A 20,226-nucleotide genomic window follows, 5' to 3' on the forward strand; every position below is an offset into this window, starting at 1 on the left:
CCGCGCCCGCCGGCCCGCGCCCCCCCCCCCGCCCGGCCCGCCCGCGCCCGCCCCCCCCCCCCCCGCCCCCCCCCCCCCCCCCCCCCCCCCCCCCCCCCCCCCCCCGCGGCACCGAACGACCGCCTGCCGCCCGCGGGACACGGAACAGGGCCCCGACCCGCGGAAGCGGACATCGGGGCCTTGCTCGTCGGTGCGCCGGCCCGGGGTCGGCCCGGGTCGGCCCGGCCCCGGGCGGTCGGTCAGGTGCGAAGGCTCCACTGCTGGTTCGCGCCGCCGTTGCACGACCAGAGGATGATCTTCGTGCCGTTGGCGGTGGCGGCGCCGTTGGCATCGAGACAGAGTCCGGACTGGACGTTGGTGACGGTGCCGTTGGCGTTGACGTTCCACTGCTGGTTGGCGCCGCCGTGGCAGTCCCAGATGATGACCGTGGTGCCGTTGCTGGTGCCCGCGCCGTTCGCGTCCAGGCACTTGTTGCCGTACACGGTCATTTGCTTGCCGGCGGTGTAGGCCCACTGCTGGTTCGCGCCGCCGGCGCAGTCCCAGAGCTGGACCTGCGTGCCGTTGGTGGTGGCGGAGTTCGGCACCTCGACGCACCGGCCGGACTGGCCGCCCACGAGCCGGCCGCCCTGCTGGCCGGTGCCGGTGCCCTGCTGCCGGACGATCGAGCTGGACTCGGCCGACCGGTTGCCCTGCGCGTCGAGGACGTAGAGCCGGTACTCGCCCTGCGACGTCGGTACGGCGATGGACGTGTCGGTGCCCCCGGCCCTGGTCATCGTCGGGCCGGTGGCGAAGGCGGTGGTGCCGGCGGGAGCCAGCCAGACCGCCCTGGTCGCGTCCCCGGCGCTCCGGATCGGAATCGATGCCGTCCCGCTCGTGACGTAGGTGCTGGCCGGCAGGACGTGGTTCGGCAGGGACAGGTTGGCCGCCGGGACGATGTCCCGGAACGCGTCCTCCAGGCCGGAGTTGACCGCGATGCCGTACGCCGGCGCCGGCCAGACGTAGTCGGCGGAGACGATGATGTCGTTGATCGTGCTGTTGGGCAGGTTCTTGTTCGAGACCTTGTTGATGGGGCCGTAGGTCTGCGTGATGCTCAGGTCGTGCTTGCGCCCGAAGTCGTCGGAGTTGATCATCCAGGTGATGTTCTTGTCCACGCTCAGGACGTTGTCGCGGAAGGTGAGGTACGCCGATCCCTCGTCGGGGTGGAGGCCGTACTTGTGCCCGGACGGCACGCCCTGGAGATAGTTGTTGGTGATCGTGGTGCCGGGTTGGCTGCCCAGCGTGTAGATGGGCGCCGTGTCGCTGAGGCGCTGCACCGTGTCGACGATGTGGTTGTAGCTGATGGTGTTGTTCCGCGCCGTCGTGGTGGGTCGGTTGGGCGCGATCGAGCCCGATGATCCGTCGAAGTTCCACCAGCCCCAACCGAGCGTGATGCCCGCCCAGGGCGACTTCTCGATCCGGTTGTGCTGCACCGTCAGGGTGTCGACGAAGTACGCCGAGATGGGGCTGTGCCCGTTGAACAGCACCGCGCTGTCGTAGAGGTAGTTGTTCCTGATCGCGATGTTCTTCGGCAACCCCTCGACCTGTGGGGACCACTTCTCGCGGTTGGTCGACGTCCCGTCGCCGATGTAGACGTGCTGGGGATGGCCGACGGTGACGGCGGAGCCGGCGATGTCGTTGGTGAGGTTGCCGACCAGCTGGCTGTTCTGCACGTCGTTGACCATGTTGATGCCGTCGGCGCCGGTGTGCTGGATCCGGTTGCGTTGCAGGAGGATCCCGTCGGCGTTCTCCACCTGGACGATGCCCGGGGTGACGTCGACGTTGCGGTAGTAGTAGTCGTGGAAGTTCCGCTTCGCGTACGCCTGCGCCCCGAGATTGCCCTGCTGCGCCTGCTTGAACGACGAACCGGCGACGGTGAACAGGTTCCAGTCGGAGTGCTGGACCGTGAGACCGGAGAACGTGATGTTGCGAGCGTGACTGCTCGTCGAGGTGCCGGCGACCCGCAACAGGGTGGTCACGTTGTTCGGCGCGAAGACCGACGCGGTCGCCATGTTCTCGGAACTGCTCTTGTAGTAGTAGAGCGTCCGGCTGCCCTTGTCGAAGTAGAACTCACCCGGCGCGTCCAGGAACTCGTAGGCGTTCATCACCTTGTGGCTGCCGCCGGTCTGGGCGTTGCCGTTGAACGCGCCCTGGGCGATGGCGGCGCCCGGCTGCTGGAACAGCGCCACCCGGTTGGCGCCGTCGGAACTCGTGGTCACCTGGCGGACTCCCACGATCGCCGTGGTCCAGGTCGTCCCTGTCTCGATCTCGATGTCGTCGGAGTTGCGGGCGACGGCGGGGAAGTCGTTCAGGTTGTACTTGGCGCCGTCGCACTGCGACCCCGACTCCCAGGCCCACGCGGCCTGCCCGGCCGTAATGGTGTACGTCCCGTAGCAGCCCGCCGAGCCGATCGTCTTCGACGCCATGTACGCCCGCTTGTCGTTGACGTAGAGCGCGCGCAGTTTGTTGGCACGGTCGAGCGGCGCCTTCCAGATGTTGCCGCTGTGTTGGGTCCACCCCGTCACCCGCACCCCACCTTCGAGAACGGGGGTCTCGTCGGGATAGGCGGAATAGCTGACCCGATATCCGTTGGTGCCGGAGTCACCGGCCCCGAACTCGATGGTGCTGTTCACCGGGTAACTTCCACCACGCAGGTAGACCTGGATGTCGCCGGTCATGTTGGAATTCACCGTACGAACGGCGTCCCTGGCGCGTTGCAGGCTCCGGAACGGCGACTGGAGCGTTCCCGGGTTGGCGTCGTTTCCGTCCGGGGCGACATAGTAGGTCTGTTGGACGGCGGCCGAGGCCGGCAGTTGACTCGCGACCACTGCCGGGACCGTGGCGGCGACGGCCAGCACGACTGCCAGCAGTGACCTTCGAACGGTAGATACGGCTGGTTTCACGGACCATTCCTTTCGCATTACCGCCGACAGGACTTGTTCGCTGGACAATCGTCCTCGGGGCGCGACGGTGGACCACCGCGCGAATAACCGCCGACGGAGGGGGAGCACGGGGAGGTTCCGACCATGGTGGGCTCTGACAAGAAGCGGCAGGAACAGCCGCGAGGCCACGTGCGCTTCGAGCGAGACGTACCGCCCGACTGCACCTATCGTGCCGTCGGTAACGCCCGATGCCCGCTCACACCCGCTTGCCCATGGTCACAGAATGCTGCCTTGCAGCGTAGACGTCAGACGTTTACCGCGCAACCATCGGATCGTCCGCCGACTGTGCCTATCGCAATCGGCCCAGCCGTCCGACCTCTGGGGCGGAGATCGACAGGAGGCTCCCGACCGCGCCCGCCGGCCACCTCGGCGGCAGCCGGCCCGGCCACCTGTCGTCCGGATGCCGCCCGCACCGCCGAGCCGGCGGGCCGAGTCACCACCGGCGTACGCGAAGAAGGCCCCGACCGGCGCGGAGCGCCTTTCGGGGCCTTGCTGCTGGTGCGCCGCCAGGGACTCGAACCCCGAACCCGCGGATTAAGAGTCCGCTGCTCTGCCAGTTGAGCTAGCGGCGCTCGCTGACAACGGGAAGAACCTTAGCATGCCCGCCGAGCGGGGTTCCAATCCGATACCGGGGTCCACCCTTCGGACGAGCTTAACCGGCAAAACCGACCGAACCCGACAGCCGAGCCCCTACGGGGACGGGCGTCCTGGCGTCGATGGGGCACGATGTCCGCCAGGCACGCTACGACAGGGGTGGGCATGGGCAGGTTCGCGCGGTCCGGGGCGATGGTGGGCGTCCTGGTCCTCACGGCGTCGCTGGCACTGACCGGGTGCGGCGGCGACGAGGAGAAGCCGGCCTTCGTGCCCGGCCAGCAGCAGCAGGTCGGTGGCGTCTCGTCCACCGCACCGGATCCGACGGCCACCCCGTCGGGTGACGGGGCCCCCGCCGCGTCGCCGCTGTCGGTGAGCCCGGCCGACGGCGCGACCGGCCGGCCGGCCAGCACCGAGATCAGCGCCCGGGTCCCGGGCGGCGGCACGGTGTCGAAGGTCGTCCTGACCACCGCCGACGGCACGGCGGTCAACGGGCGGATGCGGCGCGACGGCTCCAGCTGGGTGCCGTCCTCCCCGCTGAAGTACGCCACGAAGTACACCGCCACGGTCACCGGGACCGGCCCGGACGGCGCGACCCACCAGGGCACCAGCACGTTCACCACGATGGCCAAGCCGAAGTCCACCATCGGCTCCGGCCTCTACCTGTTCAGCGACAAGACGTACGGCGTGGCCATGCCGGTGGTCGCCGAGTTCTCGCCGGGCATCCCGAAGAAGGACCGGGCGGCGGTGCAGAAGCGCATGTTCGTGCAGACCGATCCGCCGCAGCCCGGCGCCTGGTACTGGGTGGCCAACGGCACCCAGGCCTACTACCGCGCCCCGGAGTACTGGAAGACCGGCACCACGCTCACCGTCCGGCTGGCGCTGGCCGGCATCCCGCTGAGCAACGGCCGCTACGGCAACGTCGACCGGAACGCCACCGCGAAGATCGGCCGCGCGTTCGAGATGACGGTGGACAACGCCACCAAGAAGATGACGGTCTCGGAGAACGGCGCGGTGATCCGCACGCTGCCGGTGAGCCTGGGCAAGAAGAGCACCCCCTCATCCAGCGGCACCATGGTGGTGATGGAGAAGAAGGAGTCCACCGTCTTCGACACCCGCGACGAGCCGGACCCGAACAACCAGTACGTCACGAAGATCGACTTCGCCCAGCGGCTCACCTGGGGCGGCGAGTACATTCACGCCGCGCCCTGGTCGGAGGGGGTGCAGGGCCGCCGGAACGTGTCGCACGGCTGTGTCAACGTGTCGATGGCCGACGGTCGGTGGCTGTTCGGCAAGACGCTCGTCGGCGACCCGATCACGGTGAAGGGCACCGAACGGCGGCTGGCGCCCGGCAACGGCTGGACGGCGTGGAGCCTGAGCTGGTCGGAGTTCGTCGCCGGCAGCGCCCTGCCGGTGCCGAAGGGCGGGCAGGGCGCGCCGTTCTAAGCGGCGTACCGTTGTCGGACGCCGCCGCCTGCGGCGGCGCCGGGACTCGTCCCCAGCAACGAAGCGCCGGACGACGACAGAATCGTTACACCGTCACCGGGGTGTTCCGGTTCACTTCCGGCAACGAGTACCCGGTCCGACGCGTCTGACCAGAGACGATCGGGACCGCGCAGCACACTTGTGAGGGAATCATGCGAGCTGGCCAGGACGAACCGATCCGGGGCGGGAGCGCCCGTCGCGGCGGGCGCCGCGCATTCGCCGCCGTGGTGCTCGTCGCCACCATGGCGCTGACGGCCTGCACCGGCGGCGGCGACAAACCGTCGAGCTGGCAGGGCGGCGGTGACGGCGGCGAGAAGGCCCCGAAGGCGGCGGCCACCATCAGCGAGCCGGCCGCCGACGCCAAGGACGTCCCCGCCACCACCGCCATCACCTTCACCACGAAGGACGCGCAGGAGACCGCGGTCGAGCTGAAGGACGCCACCGGCAAGGCGGTCGAGGGCACACTCGCCGCCGACGGCAAGAGCTGGGAACCCGCCGCCGCGCTGGACTACGCCCAGACGTACACCGCGACCGTGACGGCGACCGGCGACGACGGCAAGCCGGCGACCGCCACCAGCACGTTCACCGTGATGGCGAAGCCCGCCAAGCAGGTCCGGGTGACCAGCTTCCTCGGTGACAACCAGGTCGTCGGCGTGGGCATGCCGCTGATCGTGAAGTTCGGCCGGGCCATCCCGGAGGACTACCGCGACGACATGCAGCGCCGGATGACGGTGACCGCGCAGCCGGCCCAGGAGGGCATCTGGCGCTGGATCAGCCCGACCGAGGTGCACTACCGGCCCAAGACGTTCTGGAAGGCCAACAGCACGGTCTCCTACCAGGTGCGGGCCAACGGGCTGCCGCTTGGCGACGGCTGGTACGGCCGTTCCGATCTGACCGTCGACGTGAAGATCGGCCCGTCGTTCGTGATGACGGTGGACAACCGCACCAAGCGGATGACCGTCACCAAGGACGGCAAGGTCGTCAAGACGATCCTGGTGAGCCTCGGCAAGAAGAGCACCCCCTCGTCCAGCGGCACCATGGTGGTCATCGAGAAGCTCCGGCACACCGTCTTCGACACCATGGAGGAGTTGGGCCCGGAGGAGGGCTACCGCACCGAGATCGACTACGCGCAGCGGCTCACCTGGGGCGGCGAGTTCATCCACGCGGCCCCCTGGTCCGAGGGCGTGCAGGGACGCTCGAACGTCTCGCACGGCTGCGTCAACGTCTCGATGAAGGACGGCAACTGGCTGTTCGCCAACACCCGCCTGGGCGACCCGATCACGGTCAAGGGCACCGAGCGCAAGCTCCAGAACGGCAACGGCTGGACCGACTGGAACATGAGCTGGGACGAGTACGTCAAGGGCAGCGCGCTGCCGTACGAGCCGCCGGCCGAGCCGGGCGACGACACCAGCCCGGACGCCGGGACGCCCAGCGCCGAGCCGACCGCCTGACCGACCCCGTACGCGACGAAGCCCCCTCCCGGAGGAGGGGGCTTCGTCGTTGGGGTGACTGATGGGAATTGAACCCACGACAACCGGGACCACAACCCGGTGCTCTGCCAACTGAGCTACAGCCACCATGCTCGCCGCTCCGGTCACCCGGGCGGTGCGCGGACCAATAATAGCCACACCCGGCCCCGCCCCGTCCACCGGGTTCCGACCCGGACGTCAGAGCTGGGCGGCGATCGCCTTCGCGGTCTCCACGTCCGGGCCGGGCAGCGGCACGAACAGGGTCCGCCGGTAGTACTCCAACTCCCGGATGCTCTCCCGGATGTCCGCCAGCGCGCGGTGCGCCAGGCCCTTCTGCGGCTGACCGAAGTACACCCGCGGGTACCAGCGCCGGCACAGCTCCTTGATCGAGGAGACGTCGATCATGCGGTAGTGCAGGTGGGCGTCGAGCCGGGTCATGTCGCGGGCCAGGAAGCCCCGGTCGGTGGCGATCGAGTTGCCGCACAGCGGCGCGGTCCTCGGGTCCTTCACGTGGCTGGTGACGTAGTCGAGCACCAGGTCCTCGGCCTCGGCGAGGGTGACCGTGGACCGGCGCACCTCGTCGGTGAGGCCGGACTTGGCGTGCATGGTGCGCACGATCTCCGGCATACCCGCGAGCGTCGCGTCGTCGGCGTGGATCACCACGTCCACACCGTCCCCGAGCACGTTGAGGTCGGGGTCGGTGACGAGCGCGGCGACCTCGATCAGGGCGTCCCGGCCGAGGTCGAGCCCGGTCATCTCACAATCGATCCAGACGAGAAGATCAGCCACCGGGACAGACTACGCGCCGCCGACCCGCCCGCGCCTCGGCACGGTCGGCCAGGTGGACCGCTAGGGTTTCCCCGTGCCAGCCGAATCCGTCGCGCCACCCGCCGTCACCCCGGACGACGCGGGCGGGCGTACGGCTCGGCGGGTGGTCACCGTGCTGGCGCTGGCGGCCATGCTGCCGGCGCTCTACCTGCCCGGCTTCGTGCACGACTACTTCGACCTGAAGATCTACATGCGGGCGATGGACTGGTGGGCGGCCGGGCACCCGCTCTACGACTACGTCCAGCCGGACCGGGTGCAGGGCGCGCTCTACTTCACCTATCCCCCGTTCGCGGCGCTGCTGCTGCGCCCGTTCGCGCTGCTGCCGCTGGGGGTCACGATCGCCGCGTTCACGGTGCTGACCGTGGCCGGCGTGGTGGTCACCACCCGCTGGCTGGTGACGCCGGTGCTGCGGCGGCACGGCCTGCCCCGCGTGTTCGGCCTGACCGTTGCCGTGCTGCTGGTGCTGGCGGTGGAGAGCACCCGGGAGACGATCACCTTCGGGCAGATCAACATGCTGCTGGTGGTGCTGATCCTGGCCGACCTGCTGTTCGCCGTACCGCAGGGGCGGCGCTGGGCCGGTGTGGGCGTGGGGCTGGCGGCGGCGCTCAAGCTGTTTCCCGGGATCTTCGTGCTCTACCTGCTGGCCGCTCGGCGGTGGCGGGCCGCGGCGGTGGCGGCGGCGACTGCGACGGCGGCCACGTTGCTGGCGGCGGCGGTCGCGCCGCACGACTCGTGGCGGTTCTGGACGCATGAGCTGTGGGCCACCGACCGGGTGGGGCGCACCGACTACACCGGCAACCAGTCCCTGTTCGGACTGCTCAGCCGGATCACCGCGCCGGAGGAGCCGAGCCGGCTGCCGTGGCTGGTGCTCGCGCTGCTGGTCGCCGGCTACGGGCTGTGGCGGGCGGCGCGCGCGGCGCGGGCCGGGGACGCGCTGGCCGGTCTGACGCTGACCGGCCTGGTCGGCGGCCTGATCTCCCCGATCACCTGGACCCACCACCTGTACTGGTTCATTCCGGCGGTGGTGGTGCTGGTGGACGCCGCGCTGGCCGCCGACCCGTCGACGGCGACCGGGACCCGCCGGCGTCGTGGCCTGCTCGCGCTGGCCGTGGGCACCGGCGTGGTGATCGTGTACGGGGTGGTGACGTTCCAGGACTGGGGCGCCGGTCCGGCGCGTACCGACGACCCGGTCGACTTCGTCACGCGTAACGCGTACGTGCTGTTGAGCCTGCTGCTGCTGGCGGTGCTGCCGGTCCGCCGGCGAACCGCGACGGTCGTTGAACGGACAGACCTCGCAAACGGTGGCGTTCGGCGCTAATCTTGTCCCAACTACCTCTGTTTTCTCCCAGGTAGCACCGAATTCCCCCGGTGACGGTGGCCCTCCGCGTCGGCAGCGCGGAGGGCCACCCGCCGTCGCGCCGGCATCACCTGTCGCCCCGCCGGGAGACCGGCGGCCACGACGAGTCACCGTCGGCCGGCAGGTCGGCCAGGCTGGCCGGGCGCCGGCCCGGCCCGGCGGAGATCGCCGCGCGGCCCCGCTCCCCGGCTACCGGGCCGACGGCGACCAGTTGCCGGTGCGGGTCGGACGCCCGGTCCGGTGGCCGGCCCAGCTCGCTCAGTGAGCTGATGCCGAGCCGTCCGGCCAGCACCGGGACCTGGTCCGGCTCGACCACGAAGACCACCTCCCGGGGCCGGTGCGGGCGCAGCAGCACCAGCACCGCCAGGACCACCAGCAGCGTGCCGCCGGCCAGCGACGCCCACGCCACGCCCGGGAACCAGCCGGCCCGCACCTCGCCCCGCAGACTCAGGTCGAGCCCGCCGGCCCCGTCGGCGCGCATCACCACCAGGCTCAACGACCGGTCGCCCAGCTCGGCAGGGCGCCACTGGAGCGAGCCGACCCCCTGGCGTACCCAGAAGGACTGCCCGGCCGGGACGGCGGTGGCGACGCCGGCGGTGGCCGGGTCGAGCCGGACCGGCAGCGGGCCCCGGGTCACCGCGACGCGCCGCACGGTGCTGTGCGGGACGTCGGCCAGCCACCGGCGCACCTGGTCGGTCGGGGCGAGGCCGAGGAACACCGGGCCACCGGCGTCCCGCGCGGCCAGTCGCAGCCGGACCTGCCCGGTGCGGGCCGCCGGCAGGTCGGCCCGCAGCAGCGCGTCCACGTCGGTCACCACGACCGCGCGGGCGGGCGTGCGGACCGGTTCGAAGCGGGCGGTGAAGCCGCCGGCCGGATCGGCGTGCCGGGCGGTGAGCCAGAGCCCGGCGCCGGCCAGCAGCGCCGGAATTCCCAGGGCCAGCAGCAGCATGCCGGCGATCGTGCGCACGAAACGCATTCGCGTCGTCCCTCTCGGTAGCCAACTACCCGGCCGACCTTACCGACGACGCTCCGCCGATCGCCGGATATCCACCGCACCCGGCCCACCGACGGGCACCGGCCCGGCGGACGTGCTCCGCCGGGCCGGTGACCGTGCCGTGCTCAGGACTTCGCGGCCGGCTCCCGCCGGGTGCGCGCGAACGCCAGCCCACCGAGGACCAGGCCGGCCAGGCCGGCAACCAGCCCGGCCACCCCGAACGCGGTGGCCGCCCCGGAGTCGGCGTCGTCGTCATCGTCGTCGTCCGCCGCGACGGCCGGCGCGCTCGCGCCGGGGGACGCGGACGCCCCACCGGCGGCCAGCGCGAGCACCGGCGCCGGGTTCTCCGGCTCCTCCGCGCCCGGCGTGGGCTCCTCGATCCAGCGGGAGACGTTGCCGTCGGAGTACGTCTGGAGCACCTTGAACACCATGGTGTCGACCTGGGGCAGCGGCCCCATCGACACCGGGAACTCCTGGAACTCGCCAGGCTTCACGCCACCGTTGGGCGCCGCCGTGAACGTGAGCTTCGAGACCGCCTCGGTGAGCTGGCTGCCGTGCACCTCGACCGGCGGGTCGACCTTGCGCTTCTCCACCGCCACCGTCCAGCCCGGCACCGGCATGGTGGAGACGGAACCGACAGGCGCGTTGTCCGGCAGGTTCACCTCGACCTTGACGGTCGACGCCGTGTCGCTCTCGTTCGGCACCCGGAACGCGAACCGGCCGTAGCCGCCCTGCGTCCCCTCCTTCGGGTTGATCGTGACGTGCGCCGAGGCCGACCCGGCCAGGCCGAGCACGGTCGCGGAGACGGCGGCGAGAGTCAGCGCGGCGGCGGTCGCGGAACGCCGGAGACGGATCATCAGAGGGAACCTTCCGTTACTTGATCGGCACGGTGGCGGTCACCGTGGCCTGGTCGATGTCGGACGTGCGGACGGTGATCCGGAGCTGCCAGTCGCCCCGGGCCGGCAGGCTGACCTCGCCGGTGGCGTGGTTGTCGCTCAGCGGCAGCAGCGGCACCGTGATCGGCTCGATCCCGGCCGACGGCAGCGCCGCGGTGACCTTCCACTCCTGCACCGCCTGCGGCCGGTTGTCGGTCGTGTAGGCGTAGAGGTGCAGCGAGTTGTTGCCGGTCTCGGCCGGGTCCAGCTCCACCTGGAGGGAATACTTCGGGCTGCTCAGCGTGGTCGAGAAGTAGTCGACCGAGCCGCCGGTCACGCCGGTGCCCGCGGTCCGCGCCGGGGTGGTCTGCACGAGTGTGGCGGACAGGCCGAGCACCACCGCGGTGATCGCCAGCTCGGCCACCACGGCCCGCCGCATCGCGCCCGGCCGGCCGGCGGCGACGCGCCGCCGCACCAGTGCCCGGGAGTACGCGGCGACGCCGATCACCAGCGCGAACAGCGCGATCTTGGCGAGCAGCAGCCGGCCGTACGTGGTGTCGACGAGCGCCTTCGGGGTGGCCACCTCGATCAGCCCCTGCACGGTGCCGGCAAGCAGCAGCGCGGCCACCGCGAGCGCGGCCCAGCGGGACCAGATCGGCAGGATCGCGTCCAGTTCGCGCTCGTCGGCGCGGCGCAGTAGGAAGACGGCCAGCATGACCAGGCCACCCAGCCACACCGCCATGCCGCCCAGGTGCACGGCGTCGACCACCACCGAGACCGCCGGCGCGGGCGAGGCGGCGGCGTGGCCGGCGAGCGGCCAGGTGAACAACGCCGCCCCGCCCAGGACCGCCAGGATGATCCCGTCGGTGCGGCCGACCGGCCCGGCGAACAGTGGGCGGAGCAGGAACGCCGCCGCCGCGAGCAGGCCCAGCCGGACCAGGTGGGTGGCGCCGTAGGCGCTGCCCAGCACGTCACCCAGGCCCGCCGAGGTGACGTCGAACAGGCCGCCGCCGTTGGTGTAGGGCACCTGGAGCCACAACTCGGCCAGCGTGGCCACCGCCAGCACGCCGAGCCCGGCCCAGGCCAGCCGCGCCGGCCCTCGCCGGGACAGCCGGCGCGGCCAGAGCGCGGCCAGCACCAGCGCCGGGCCGACCAGCAACAGCAGACCGACGTAGCCGGCGTACTTCGCCACCTTGACCGCGTTCTCGGTCACCGGGTTCGCCCGGTTGTCCGAGCCGGTGTCGGTCGGCGGCTCGGACGGGGCGCCGACCGAGTAGGTGAACGCGCCGGAGACCGGGTGGCTGTCCGCCGAGATGACCCGGTAGCTCACCAGGTAGGTGCCGCGCCCGCCGGACGGGTCCACCGGGATGCTGACCTCGGCGCCCCGGAACGTCGGCTCGCCCCGGTCGGCCCGCGAACCGTCCGGGGCGATCACCCGCACCTTCCCGGGGACCTTGCGGACCCCCTCACTGAACGTGATCACCACCTGGGCGGGCGCCTCGGGCACCACCGCGGAGGCGGCGGGACTGCTGCTCACCAGCACCGCGTGGGCGCTGGCCGGGGTGCCCGGGGCGAGGAGCAGGGCGAGCAGGAGGAGCAGCAGCCCGGCGGCGGCCCCGGAGCGGGCGGCGACGGCCCCGGGCGGGCGGCGTACGGCAGCATTCATGACCGCCATGGTTCCCGAACCGCGCGGCCTCCGGCGAGCCGACCTCCGGCGGGCACGCCGAGGTGCCCGGCCCGCGTGCTGGTCGGAGGTCATGCCGGGGTAGTCGGTGAGGGGGTGGGAAAAGTTCCCGGCGTGTGCCGGACCACGGAATGGGCCGAAGGACCCTGTCCGGCACAGGTACGCCGCGTAACCTCGTCTCACGTGATCCCCGCCCCGCGCGACACCGCCGCCGACCGCCTCCGGGCGGGGGCCGGGGCTGCGCGGGAGACGGTCACCGACTGGGCGCTGGCGGCCCGGCACGGGGACCCGGACGCGCGGGCCGCGTTCGTCCGGGCCACCCAGGCCGAGGTCTGGCGCTTCACCGCAGCCCTGGTCGACCCGGACAGCGCGGACGACCTGACCCAGGAGACCTACCTGCGGGCGTTGCGCGCGCTGCCCGGCTTCGAGGGCCGGTCCACCGCCCGCACCTGGCTGCTCGGCATCGCCCGACGGGCCTGCGCCGACCACCTGCGTACCCTGGTGCGCCGCCGCCGGCTCGACGAGCGGCTCGCCGCCCAGGCGGCCACCGACCGGCCGTACCCGGACCCGGCCGGCCAGCTCGGCGCCACCGACCTGGTCCGCCGGCTGCCCGCCGAGCGACGCTCCGCGTTCGTGCTCACCCAACTGCTCGGCCTCTCCTACGCCGAGGCCGCCGACGTGGAGGGGGTGCCGGTGGGCACCATCCGATCCCGGGTCGCCCGGGCCCGCGACGCACTGGTTGACGCCGTCGGCGACACGCGGGCCGGATAGCGGGAACCTTTCGTGACCGCCGGACGACGAATGACTGTGCACCCCTCCCCTGCCGCCGCGCGCTGGCCGGCGCTACGCCCCTGGCTGGGCGTCGCGGCCCGCCTCGGCCTGGCCGCCGTCTGGCTGGTCGCCGGCGGCGCCAAGGTCGGTGACCTGGCCGCCTCCGGCCGGGCCGTGAACGCCTACCAGGTGATGCCGTACGACGTGGCCACCGTGATCGGGGCGGCGCTGCCGTTCGTGGAGCTGGCCCTCGGCCTGCTGCTGCTCGCCGGGCTCGCCACCCGGGTGAGCGCCGGCGTCTCCGCGGCGCTGCTGGTGGTCTTCGTCACCGGCATCGCCTCGGCCTGGGCCCGCGGCCTGGCCATCGACTGCGGGTGCTTCGGCAGCGGCGGCCAGCTCGGCGCCGGCGAGACGCCGAGCTACCTCCCGGAGATCCTCCGGGACCTCGGGTTCCTGGCGCTGGCCGGGTTCCTGCTGATCTGGCCCCGCACCCCGTTCTCGATGGACGGGTGGCTCGCGGGCGACACCGTGGAGGACGACGATGAGTAGCCGCAAGGGCCGCAAGGACGCCTCGCGCGTGGTACGCGAGCAGATCGCCCGGGAGAAGCGCCGCAAGCGCACGCTCTTCACCACCATCGCCGCGGTGCTGGTGCTGGTCATCGCCGGCGGTATCGGCTGGGCCGTCTACTCCTCGCAGAAGTCCGACGACTTCACCGCCCCGCCCGGCGCGAACGACGCCGGCACCGGCATCGTCTACGGTTCCGGCCCGGTCACCATCGACCTCTACGAGGACTACCTCTGCCCGGTCTGCAAACAGTTCCAGCAGGTCAACGGCGAGACGGTGAACCAGCTCGTCAGCGCGGGCAAGGCCAAGGTGGTCTTCCACCCGGTCGCGTTCCTGAACCGCTTCTCCACCACGGAGTACTCCACCCGCTCCTCGGCCGCCTCCGGCTGCGCCGCGAAGGGCGGCAAGTTCCGCGAGTTCACCGACCAGCTCTTCGCGAAGCAGCCGGCCGAGGGCAGCGCCGGGCTCAGCAACGACGAGCTGATCGACATCGGCGCGGGCGTCGGGCTGAACCGGGACGACTTCGGCTCCTGCGTGAACGACGGCACGTACACGGCGTGGACCGGGCACGTCACCGACGAGGCCAGCCGGTCCGGCGTCACCGGCACGCCCACCATCAAGGTCAACGGCACCGAGCTGGCGGACAAGAGCCCGGACGGCATCAAGGCGGCCGTGGCGGCGGCCGGCAAGTGACCCCCGCACCGCTGCGCCGGGCCGGGCTGCTGGTCGCCGCCGCGACCACCGCCCTGCTCGCAGTCGCCTCGCCGGCCGCCGCGCACGGCGCGGACGCGCCGGACGGCACCGACTACCGGGCCACCGTCACCGGCGTCGGCCCGGAGCGGACCGGGCTCACCGCCCGCATGGTGGAGGCCGGCGCGCGGCTGGAACTGACCAACCGCGGCGGCGCCGACGTCACCGTGCTCGGCTACTCCGGCGAGCCGTACCTGCGGATCGGTCCCGCCGGCGTGTTCGAGAACAGCCGCTCGCCGGCCACCTGGCTGAACCGCACCATCGCCGGGGAGACGCGGCTCCCGGCCGAGGCCGACCCGGCCGCCGCGCCGGCCTGGCGGCGGATCGCCGACGGGCCGACCTACCGCTGGCACGACCAGCGCACGCTCTGGCGCTCCGACGGCCCGCCCGCCGCCGTCGCCGCCGACCCGGGCCGTGTCCAGCGGGTCCGCGACTGGGTGGTGCCGCTGCGCGCCGGCGACACCCCGACCGAGGTACGCGGCACGCTGGACTGGGTGCCGCCGCCCGACCCGTACCCGTGGTGGGTGGCCGCCACGCTCGGTTTCCTGACGCTCGGCGCGGCCGGGTTGGTGCCCGGCGGCACGGCTGCCGGCGTCCGTGCGCTGCGCGCGGTGGGCGGGCTGCTCGCCGTGGGGGGCGCGGCCACCGTGGCGCTCACCGTCGGCCGGGCGCTCGACACCGGCGCTCCGGGGGCCGGCGGTCTGCTCGCCGAGCTGGTCACCGGCCAGGTGTGGACGCTGCTCACCGGCCTCGGCGCGCTGGCCGCCGGCGGGTACGCGTTGGCCCGCCGCCCGGCCGCCGACTTCACGCTGGCGCTCGCCGGCGCCTGCCTCACACTGTTCGCCGGCGTGTCCAACCTCGCCGTGCTGGCCCGCTCGGTCCCCCCGGCCGCCGGCCCACCCACGCTCATCCGGATCCTGGTCACCGTGGCGCTGGCCACCGGCGCCGGCGCGGTCGCCGCCGGCCTGCTCCGCCTCCACACCACCACCCGCACCACCCGCACCACCCCCCGCCCCACCCACCCCCACGCAACCCCAATCCCCTAACCACCCACCCCACCCCGCCCCACCCACCCCACCCCACCCCGCCCCGCCCCGCCCCGCCCCGGCGATCTTGCGGTTGCGGCCCGTGTGGTGCGGCTTCTGTCCTCTTTGTCGGGGCGGAAAGTGCAAGATCGTCGAGGGTCGGGGCGGGAGGGGCCGGGTCAGGGGCGGGGGAGGGGCGGGGTGAAGCCGTAGGGGAGTTCGAGGCGGTGTTTCGCCAGCAGGGCGGCGTCGGCGAGGAGGTCCGGGGTGGGGGCGTCGGCCACGATCCGGCCGCCGTCCAGGATCACCGCGCGGGGGCACAGCTCGGCCGCGTACGGCAGGTCGTGCGTGACCATCAGCAGCGTCACCGGCAGGGCGCGCAGGATCTCCGCCAGCTCCCGGCGGGCCGCCGGGTCGAGGTTCGACGACGGCTCGTCCAGCACCAGGATCTCCGGTCGCATCGCGAGCACGGTGGCCACCGCCACCCGCCGCCGCTGCCCGAACGACAGGTGGTGCGGCGCCCGGTCCCGGTGCTCGGTCATGCCCACCGCCGCCAGGGACTCGTCGACCCGTTCCGCCAGCTCGGCCCCGCGCAACCCCAGGTTGGCCGGACCGAACGCGACGTCCTCCGCCACCGTGGGCAGGAAGAGCTGGTCGTCCGGATCCTGGAAGACGATGCCGACCCGGCGGCGCACCTCGGCCAGCGTGCCCCGGTCGCGGGAGACGGTCAGGCCGCCCACCTCGACCGTGCCCTCGGTCGGGGTGAGGATGCCGTTGAGGTGCAGCACCAGCGTGGTCTTGCCGGCGCCGTTCGGCCCCAGCAACGCCACCCGGTCGCCGCGCGGCACGGTCAGGTCCACCCCGTGCAGGGCGACGTGACCGTCCGGGTACGCGTACCGGACGCCACGGACGTCCAGGGAGGGCGGCGGCTGCACGTACCCGATCATTGCAGGACGAGCGCGGCGGCGGCGATGGAGGCCGCGATCACCGGGACCGTCGCGGCGACCGCCCACTGCCCGGCGGTGGCCGCGCCGGCTCCCTGCCACACCGCCGGCATCCGGCCGGTGTAGCCGCGCGAGACCATCGCCAGGTAGACCCGCTCGCCGCGCTCGAACGCGCGCAGGAACAGCGCGCCGACACCGGCCGCGAAGCCGCGCAACTGCCAGAGGAAGCGCGGGTCGTCGCCCCGGGACACCCGGGCCAGCCGCATCCGCCGGGCCTCGCCGACCAGCACCTCCAGGTAGCGCAGCATGAACGTGGCGATCTGGGTGAGGATCTGCGGGCAGCGCAGCCGGTCCAGGCCGAGGATCAGGTCCCGGGTCGTGGTGGTCGCGGCGAGGAGGAGCGACGCGAGTACGCCGAGCGTGCCCTTGGCCAGGATGTTGAACGCGCCGTGCAGCCCGTCGACGGAGAGGCTCAGCCCGGCCACCCCGACCCGCTCGCCGGTGCCGAGGAACGGCAGCGCGAACGCGAACAGCACGAACGGCAGCTCGATCAGCGCCCGGCCGAGCAGCCAGCGCGGACCGACCCGGGCCAGCGCCGCCACGGCGACGACCAGCAGCGCGTACCCGCCGAACGCCCAGTACGCCTCCCGGGGCGTGGCCACCACCGCCACGGTGAACAGCACCATGGCGGTGATCTTCACCTCCGGCGGGAGGCGGTGCACCGGCGAGCCGGACTCGCGGTAGAGCACGTGCCCGTGCCCGGCGCCCATTCGTCGATCCCCCGGCTCAGCGGGTGCCGGAGGGCTGCGCGGTGGTCCCGCTGTCGTCGCCCGCAGGCCCAGCGGCTGCCGGGCCGCCGGCTGCCGGGCCGCCAGTTGCCGGGCCGGCGGCTGCCGAGCCGGTGGCTGCCGGGCCGCGGCGGCGGGCCAGCCAGAACAGGCCGCCGCCGAGCGCGAACGTGAGCAGCACGCCGAGCACGCCGGACAGGCCGGTGGAGAGGAAGTCGTTGCCGATTCCCCGGACGCCGTAGTCGGCCAGCGGGCTGTCCGCCAACTCGTGATCCTTCGCCTGCTGGGCCGGGCAGCTACCGCCGGTGATCTCGTCGTCGGCGTTCACCGTGCAGCCCTTGAGCAGCGAGGAGTCCAGCCCGTCCGGGTGGGACGAGGCGTAGTTGCTGACCACGCCGGCCAGCAGCAGGGCGACCAGCAGGCCACCGAGGAGGAACGGCCAGGAACGCTTGCTCATCGGGCACCTCCGGCGACCGGGACGGCGGGGGCCGGTACGGCCGGCTTCCTCAGGGCACGCAACGCGTACACCAGATCGGGGCGGACCTTGGCGACGGTGACCACAGTGGTCGCGGTGATCAGGCCCTCGCCGATGCCGATCAGCAGGTGGGCGACGGCCATCGTGCCGGCCAGCCCGCCGAGGTTGCTGCCGAGGTCGGTGGTGCCGCCCAGCCAGTACTGGAGCACGAAGCCCTGGGACGCGACCACGACGCTGACCAGCGCGGACACGAACGCGGTGACCGCCAGCCCGGCCGGGGTGCGCGGCAGCACCCGCAGCAGCAGCGCGATCAGCAGGTACGCGGCGGCGGTGCCCAGGATCGCCATGTTGGTGATGTTGAGGCCGAGCATGGCCACCCCGCCGTCCCCGAACACCAGGGCCTGCACGACAAGCACCACGGCGACGCAGAGCGCGCCCACCCACGGGCCGACCAGCAGCGCGGCGAGCGCGCCGCCGAGCAGGTGGCCGCTCACCCCGGCGGTGAAGATCGGGAAGTTGAGCATCTGCACGGCGAAGATGAACGCGGCCACCAGGCCGGCCATCGGCGCCAGCCGGTCGTCGAGGTCGGCCCGGCCGCGCAGCACGCAGAACGTGAGCGCGGCGAGCGCGAAGGCCGCGAAGATCGCGGCGACGGGACCGTCGATGATCCCGTTGGAGATGTGCATCGCCAGGGTTTCCACGGGCAGAGCCTATTTCCCGCGAGACGTTGTTGCCAATCCCTTGCAACAAGCCATGGTGATGATCACCACCCGGCCGCGCGTCGCCGCCCGCCTCCGGCCCGCGTGCGGCGGTATCGTTCCCGCCATGACCGACCGCCTGAACCCCGGCGACCCCGCCCCCGACTTCGCGCTCCCGACCGATGACGGCGGGACGCTCTCCCTGGCCGACCTGCGTGGTCGCAAGGTCATCCTGTACGCGTACCCGGCTGCCATGACGCCCGGCTGCACGAAGCAGGCGTGCGACTTCCGCGACTCGCTCGCCTCGTTGCAGTCCGCCGGCTACCAGGTGGTCGGCATCTCCCCGGACAAGCCGGCGAAGCTGGCGAAGTTCCGCGAGCGTGACGCGATCACGTTCCCGCTGGTCGCCGATGAGGACAAGGCGGTGCTGACCGCGTACGGGGCGTACGGCGAGAAGCAGTCGTACGGGCGCACCGTCACCGGCGTGATCCGCTCCACGTTCGTCATCGACGCCGACGGCAAGATCGAGCGGGCGCTCTACAACGTCAAGGCCACCGGGCACGTCGCCAAGCTGCGCCGCGACCTCGGTCTCGACTGACGCTGTCGGAGGCCGCCGCTACCGTCGGCACGTGGTTCGCTACCGGTACTCCCCCGAGCTGCTGGCCGCGACCGCCGCGCGGGCGCACAGCGTCACCGAGGTCATGCGACTGCTGGGGGTGCGGATCAGCGGCGGGTCGCACGCGCACATCAGCCGGCAGCTCAAACGCTTCGGCGTCGACACCTCACACTTCACCGGGCAGGCCCACAACAGGGGCAGGCGCGGTGTCCGCCTGCCGGTGACGGCGCTGCTCACGAACCGCCCGGAGGGCAGCCGCAGAGTCGCCGGCCATCGACTCAAGCGGGCGCTCCACGCGATCGGCCTGCCGGACGAGTGCGAGGCGTGCGGGATCGGTGCCACCTGGCAGGGTGCGCCGCTCACCCTGCACGTCGACCACATCAACGGCGACTTCCTGGACAACCGTCCACGCAACCTGCGGCTGCTCTGCCCGAACTGCCACAGCCAGACCGCCACGTACGCCGGCAACCGGAGGCCGGCAGTGCCGGCGCCGGACGTGGTCTACGATCCGGAGGCTGTGACACCGACCGGCTTCCCGATCGGCAGGCGCCTGCGACGTCAGCCAGAATGGCCGTGGAGGACGACGGTGTTCACCGTGAAGGGGTCGTAGCCCAATTGGCAGGAGGCATGCGGTTTAGGTCCGCACCAGTGCGGGTTCGAGTCCCGCCGGCCCTACCACCCGTCCACCGGCGCCGTTGGCACCGGCATCTGTCGGGAAGGTCACGAACGTAGGCCCGGGTCGCGTCGTCACGCGCAGGATGGCGGCGTGGACCTGCGTTTCGTGCTCGACCCCGACCTGACCCCCGAGCTGCGCGAACGGCTCGTCACCCTCTGGGTGGCGGCGACCAACGCCGGCGGCGCGGTCGGCTTCGTCGCCCCGGTGAGCGCCGCCGAGGTGCGCCCGTTCGCCGAGTCGACGCTCGCCGACGTGGCCGACGGACCGGACCGGCTGCTCGCCGGCTACCAGGATGACCGGCTCGTCGCCGTCCTGGTCATCAGCGACAACCGCTTCCACCTCAAGACGCACTGGCGGGTGCTCAAGCGCGTCATGGTGCACCCCGACGCCCAGGGACGCGGGTACGGCGCGGCGCTGATGCGCGAGGCGGAGCGGGTGGCCCGCTCGCTGGGCGTGACGGCGCTGCACGTGACGGTCCGCGACGGGCTCGGCCTGGACCGCTTCTACCGCCGCCTCGGCTATCGCGAGGTCGGCCGTCTCCCCGCCGCCCTACGCCTGTCCCCCACCGACTCCCGCGACGAGATCCTCATGTGGCAGGACCTCCCCCTCCCCCTCCCCTGACCCCCCACCCGCTCTTGAGGAAGGGCGCTGATTCAC

Annotated in this window: 19 protein-coding genes and 3 tRNA genes; 11 read left to right on the forward strand and 11 right to left on the reverse strand. The window is 72.5% G+C overall.

The features are described 5' to 3' along the window. Positions 1 to 239: 239 nt before the first annotated feature. Together ACIA6B_RS23295 and ACIA6B_RS23300 are read right to left on the reverse strand one after the other, a co-directional pair. Positions 240 to 2,714, reverse strand: coding sequence for an RICIN domain-containing protein (locus ACIA6B_RS23295; RefSeq protein WP_396776254.1), 2,475 nt, complete (start codon positions 2,712 to 2,714; stop codon positions 240 to 242). A 760-nt stretch (positions 2,715 to 3,474) separates the two neighbouring features. Then, positions 3,475 to 3,550, reverse strand: a tRNA-Lys gene (locus tag ACIA6B_RS23300). 187 nt (positions 3,551 to 3,737) lie between these two features. Here ACIA6B_RS23300 and ACIA6B_RS23305 point away from each other — a divergent pair. Continuing rightward, the gene (locus ACIA6B_RS23305) at positions 3,738 to 5,015 is read left to right on the forward strand and encodes an Ig-like domain-containing protein (RefSeq protein ID WP_396776255.1); all 1,278 of its coding nucleotides are present in this window, start codon (positions 3,738 to 3,740) and stop codon (positions 5,013 to 5,015) included. 191 nt (positions 5,016 to 5,206) lie between these two features. Then, positions 5,207 to 6,505, forward strand: a complete 1,299-nt coding sequence (locus ACIA6B_RS23310) for an Ig-like domain-containing protein (RefSeq protein WP_396776256.1) — start codon at positions 5,207 to 5,209, stop codon at positions 6,503 to 6,505. Positions 6,506 to 6,555: 50 nt separating this feature from the next. Here ACIA6B_RS23310 and ACIA6B_RS23315 read toward each other — a convergent pair. Together ACIA6B_RS23315 and orn are read right to left on the reverse strand one after the other, a co-directional pair. Further along, positions 6,556 to 6,631 (reverse strand) — tRNA-His (locus ACIA6B_RS23315). A 90-nt stretch (positions 6,632 to 6,721) separates the two neighbouring features. Then, positions 6,722 to 7,312: an oligoribonuclease gene (gene orn, locus ACIA6B_RS23320; protein ID WP_396776258.1), complete on the reverse strand. Its 591-nt coding sequence runs from the start codon at positions 7,310 to 7,312 to the stop codon at positions 6,722 to 6,724. Between the two features lie 73 nt (positions 7,313 to 7,385). Between orn and ACIA6B_RS23325 the strand changes: the two genes are divergently transcribed. Then, complete coding sequence (locus tag ACIA6B_RS23325) at positions 7,386 to 8,669, forward strand: glycosyltransferase 87 family protein (protein WP_396776260.1); 1,284 nt, start codon at positions 7,386 to 7,388, stop codon at positions 8,667 to 8,669. A gap of 106 nt (positions 8,670 to 8,775) precedes the next feature. On the opposite strand, the gene ACIA6B_RS23330 is transcribed toward ACIA6B_RS23325, so the two are convergent. The 3 genes from ACIA6B_RS23330 to ACIA6B_RS23340 all read right to left on the reverse strand — a co-directional run bounded on the left by ACIA6B_RS23330 (position 8,776) and on the right by ACIA6B_RS23340 (position 12,243). Next, positions 8,776 to 9,684: a hypothetical protein gene (locus ACIA6B_RS23330; RefSeq protein WP_396776262.1), complete on the reverse strand. Its 909-nt coding sequence runs from the start codon at positions 9,682 to 9,684 to the stop codon at positions 8,776 to 8,778. A 143-nt stretch (positions 9,685 to 9,827) separates the two neighbouring features. After that, the gene (locus tag ACIA6B_RS23335) at positions 9,828 to 10,559 is read right to left on the reverse strand and encodes a YcnI family protein (RefSeq protein ID WP_396776265.1); all 732 of its coding nucleotides are present in this window, start codon (positions 10,557 to 10,559) and stop codon (positions 9,828 to 9,830) included. 16 nt (positions 10,560 to 10,575) lie between these two features. Beyond that, entirely contained in the window at positions 10,576 to 12,243 is a 1,668-nt protein-coding gene (locus tag ACIA6B_RS23340; protein WP_396776267.1) for a copper resistance CopC/CopD family protein, read from the reverse strand. Between the two features lie 201 nt (positions 12,244 to 12,444). On the opposite strand from ACIA6B_RS23340, the gene ACIA6B_RS23345 reads away from it, so the two are divergent. From ACIA6B_RS23345 to ACIA6B_RS23360, 4 genes are read left to right on the forward strand one after another with little or no spacing between them, the layout of a single operon-like run. Beyond that, positions 12,445 to 13,032 carry a sigma-70 family RNA polymerase sigma factor gene (locus tag ACIA6B_RS23345; RefSeq protein WP_396776268.1) on the forward strand — a complete coding sequence of 196 codons (588 nt, stop codon included), beginning with the start codon at positions 12,445 to 12,447 and terminating at the stop codon, positions 13,030 to 13,032. Positions 13,033 to 13,062: 30 nt separating this feature from the next. Continuing rightward, positions 13,063 to 13,581 (forward strand): MauE/DoxX family redox-associated membrane protein, encoded by a 519-nt coding sequence (locus tag ACIA6B_RS23350; RefSeq protein ID WP_396776269.1) that lies wholly within the window; start codon positions 13,063 to 13,065, stop codon positions 13,579 to 13,581. Further along, positions 13,574 to 14,290 (forward strand): DsbA family protein, encoded by a 717-nt coding sequence (locus ACIA6B_RS23355; RefSeq protein WP_396776271.1) that lies wholly within the window; start codon positions 13,574 to 13,576, stop codon positions 14,288 to 14,290. Before ACIA6B_RS23350 ends, ACIA6B_RS23355 begins: the two co-directional genes overlap by 8 nt. Further along, positions 14,287 to 15,393 (forward strand): hypothetical protein, encoded by a 1,107-nt coding sequence (locus ACIA6B_RS23360; RefSeq protein ID WP_396776273.1) that lies wholly within the window; start codon positions 14,287 to 14,289, stop codon positions 15,391 to 15,393. The genes ACIA6B_RS23355 and ACIA6B_RS23360 overlap by 4 nt, the downstream gene beginning before the upstream one ends. Before the next feature lie 158 nt (positions 15,394 to 15,551). On the opposite strand, the gene ACIA6B_RS23365 is transcribed toward ACIA6B_RS23360, so the two are convergent. The 4 genes from ACIA6B_RS23365 to ACIA6B_RS23380 are packed head-to-tail and all read right to left on the reverse strand — an operon-like array spanning position 15,552 to position 18,280. After that, positions 15,552 to 16,319 carry an energy-coupling factor ABC transporter ATP-binding protein gene (locus ACIA6B_RS23365; protein ID WP_396776275.1) on the reverse strand — a complete coding sequence of 256 codons (768 nt, stop codon included), beginning with the start codon at positions 16,317 to 16,319 and terminating at the stop codon, positions 15,552 to 15,554. Beyond that, the gene (gene cbiQ / locus ACIA6B_RS23370; protein WP_396776277.1) at positions 16,316 to 17,086 is read right to left on the reverse strand and encodes a cobalt ECF transporter T component CbiQ; all 771 of its coding nucleotides are present in this window, start codon (positions 17,084 to 17,086) and stop codon (positions 16,316 to 16,318) included. Before cbiQ ends, ACIA6B_RS23365 begins: the two co-directional genes overlap by 4 nt. Before the next feature lie 16 nt (positions 17,087 to 17,102). Next, positions 17,103 to 17,561, reverse strand: a complete 459-nt coding sequence (locus tag ACIA6B_RS23375; RefSeq protein WP_396776279.1) for a PDGLE domain-containing protein — start codon at positions 17,559 to 17,561, stop codon at positions 17,103 to 17,105. Beyond that, entirely contained in the window at positions 17,558 to 18,280 is a 723-nt protein-coding gene (locus ACIA6B_RS23380; protein ID WP_396776280.1) for an energy-coupling factor ABC transporter permease, read from the reverse strand. Before ACIA6B_RS23380 ends, ACIA6B_RS23375 begins: the two co-directional genes overlap by 4 nt. 124 nt (positions 18,281 to 18,404) lie before the next feature. Between ACIA6B_RS23380 and bcp the strand changes: the two genes are divergently transcribed. From bcp to ACIA6B_RS23400, 4 genes are all read left to right on the forward strand, one after another. Next, positions 18,405 to 18,875, forward strand: a complete 471-nt coding sequence (gene bcp / locus ACIA6B_RS23385; protein ID WP_107162775.1) for a thioredoxin-dependent thiol peroxidase — start codon at positions 18,405 to 18,407, stop codon at positions 18,873 to 18,875. Between the two features lie 31 nt (positions 18,876 to 18,906). Continuing rightward, positions 18,907 to 19,503 (forward strand): HNH endonuclease, encoded by a 597-nt coding sequence (locus tag ACIA6B_RS23390; RefSeq protein ID WP_396776282.1) that lies wholly within the window; start codon positions 18,907 to 18,909, stop codon positions 19,501 to 19,503. Next, positions 19,494 to 19,571 (forward strand) — tRNA-Leu (locus ACIA6B_RS23395). The genes ACIA6B_RS23390 and ACIA6B_RS23395 overlap by 10 nt, the downstream gene beginning before the upstream one ends. An 88-nt stretch (positions 19,572 to 19,659) precedes the next feature. Beyond that, positions 19,660 to 20,190, forward strand: coding sequence for a GNAT family N-acetyltransferase (locus ACIA6B_RS23400; protein WP_396776284.1), 531 nt, complete (start codon positions 19,660 to 19,662; stop codon positions 20,188 to 20,190). Positions 20,191 to 20,226: the final 36 nt, after the last annotated feature.

The organism is Micromonospora sp. NPDC051141 (genome assembly GCF_044455765.1).
Lineage (GTDB): Bacteria > Actinomycetota > Actinomycetes > Mycobacteriales > Micromonosporaceae > Micromonospora.

What these genes read in the sequence shown, in the direction of transcription:
- ACIA6B_RS23295 (WP_396776254.1), bottom strand. Translation starts at nt 2,714, where the DNA reads ATGACCGGCGACATCCAGGTCTACCTGCGTGGTGGAAGTTACCCGGTG.
- ACIA6B_RS23305 (WP_396776255.1), top strand. Translation starts at nt 3,738, where the DNA reads ATGGGCAGGTTCGCGCGGTCCGGGGCGATGGTGGGCGTCCTGGTCCTC.
- ACIA6B_RS23310 (WP_396776256.1), top strand. Translation starts at nt 5,207, where the DNA reads ATGCGAGCTGGCCAGGACGAACCGATCCGGGGCGGGAGCGCCCGTCGC.
- ACIA6B_RS23330 (WP_396776262.1), bottom strand. Translation starts at nt 9,684, where the DNA reads ATGCGTTTCGTGCGCACGATCGCCGGCATGCTGCTGCTGGCCCTGGGA.
- ACIA6B_RS23335 (WP_396776265.1), bottom strand. Translation starts at nt 10,559, where the DNA reads ATGATCCGTCTCCGGCGTTCCGCGACCGCCGCCGCGCTGACTCTCGCC.
- ACIA6B_RS23340 (WP_396776267.1), bottom strand. Translation starts at nt 12,243, where the DNA reads ATGAATGCTGCCGTACGCCGCCCGCCCGGGGCCGTCGCCGCCCGCTCC.
- ACIA6B_RS23350 (WP_396776269.1), top strand. Translation starts at nt 13,063, where the DNA reads ATGACTGTGCACCCCTCCCCTGCCGCCGCGCGCTGGCCGGCGCTACGC.
- ACIA6B_RS23355 (WP_396776271.1), top strand. Translation starts at nt 13,574, where the DNA reads ATGAGTAGCCGCAAGGGCCGCAAGGACGCCTCGCGCGTGGTACGCGAG.
- ACIA6B_RS23365 (WP_396776275.1), bottom strand. Translation starts at nt 16,319, where the DNA reads ATGATCGGGTACGTGCAGCCGCCGCCCTCCCTGGACGTCCGTGGCGTC.
- cbiQ (WP_396776277.1), bottom strand. Translation starts at nt 17,086, where the DNA reads ATGGGCGCCGGGCACGGGCACGTGCTCTACCGCGAGTCCGGCTCGCCG.
- ACIA6B_RS23375 (WP_396776279.1), bottom strand. Translation starts at nt 17,561, where the DNA reads ATGAGCAAGCGTTCCTGGCCGTTCCTCCTCGGTGGCCTGCTGGTCGCC.
- bcp (WP_107162775.1), top strand. Translation starts at nt 18,405, where the DNA reads ATGACCGACCGCCTGAACCCCGGCGACCCCGCCCCCGACTTCGCGCTC.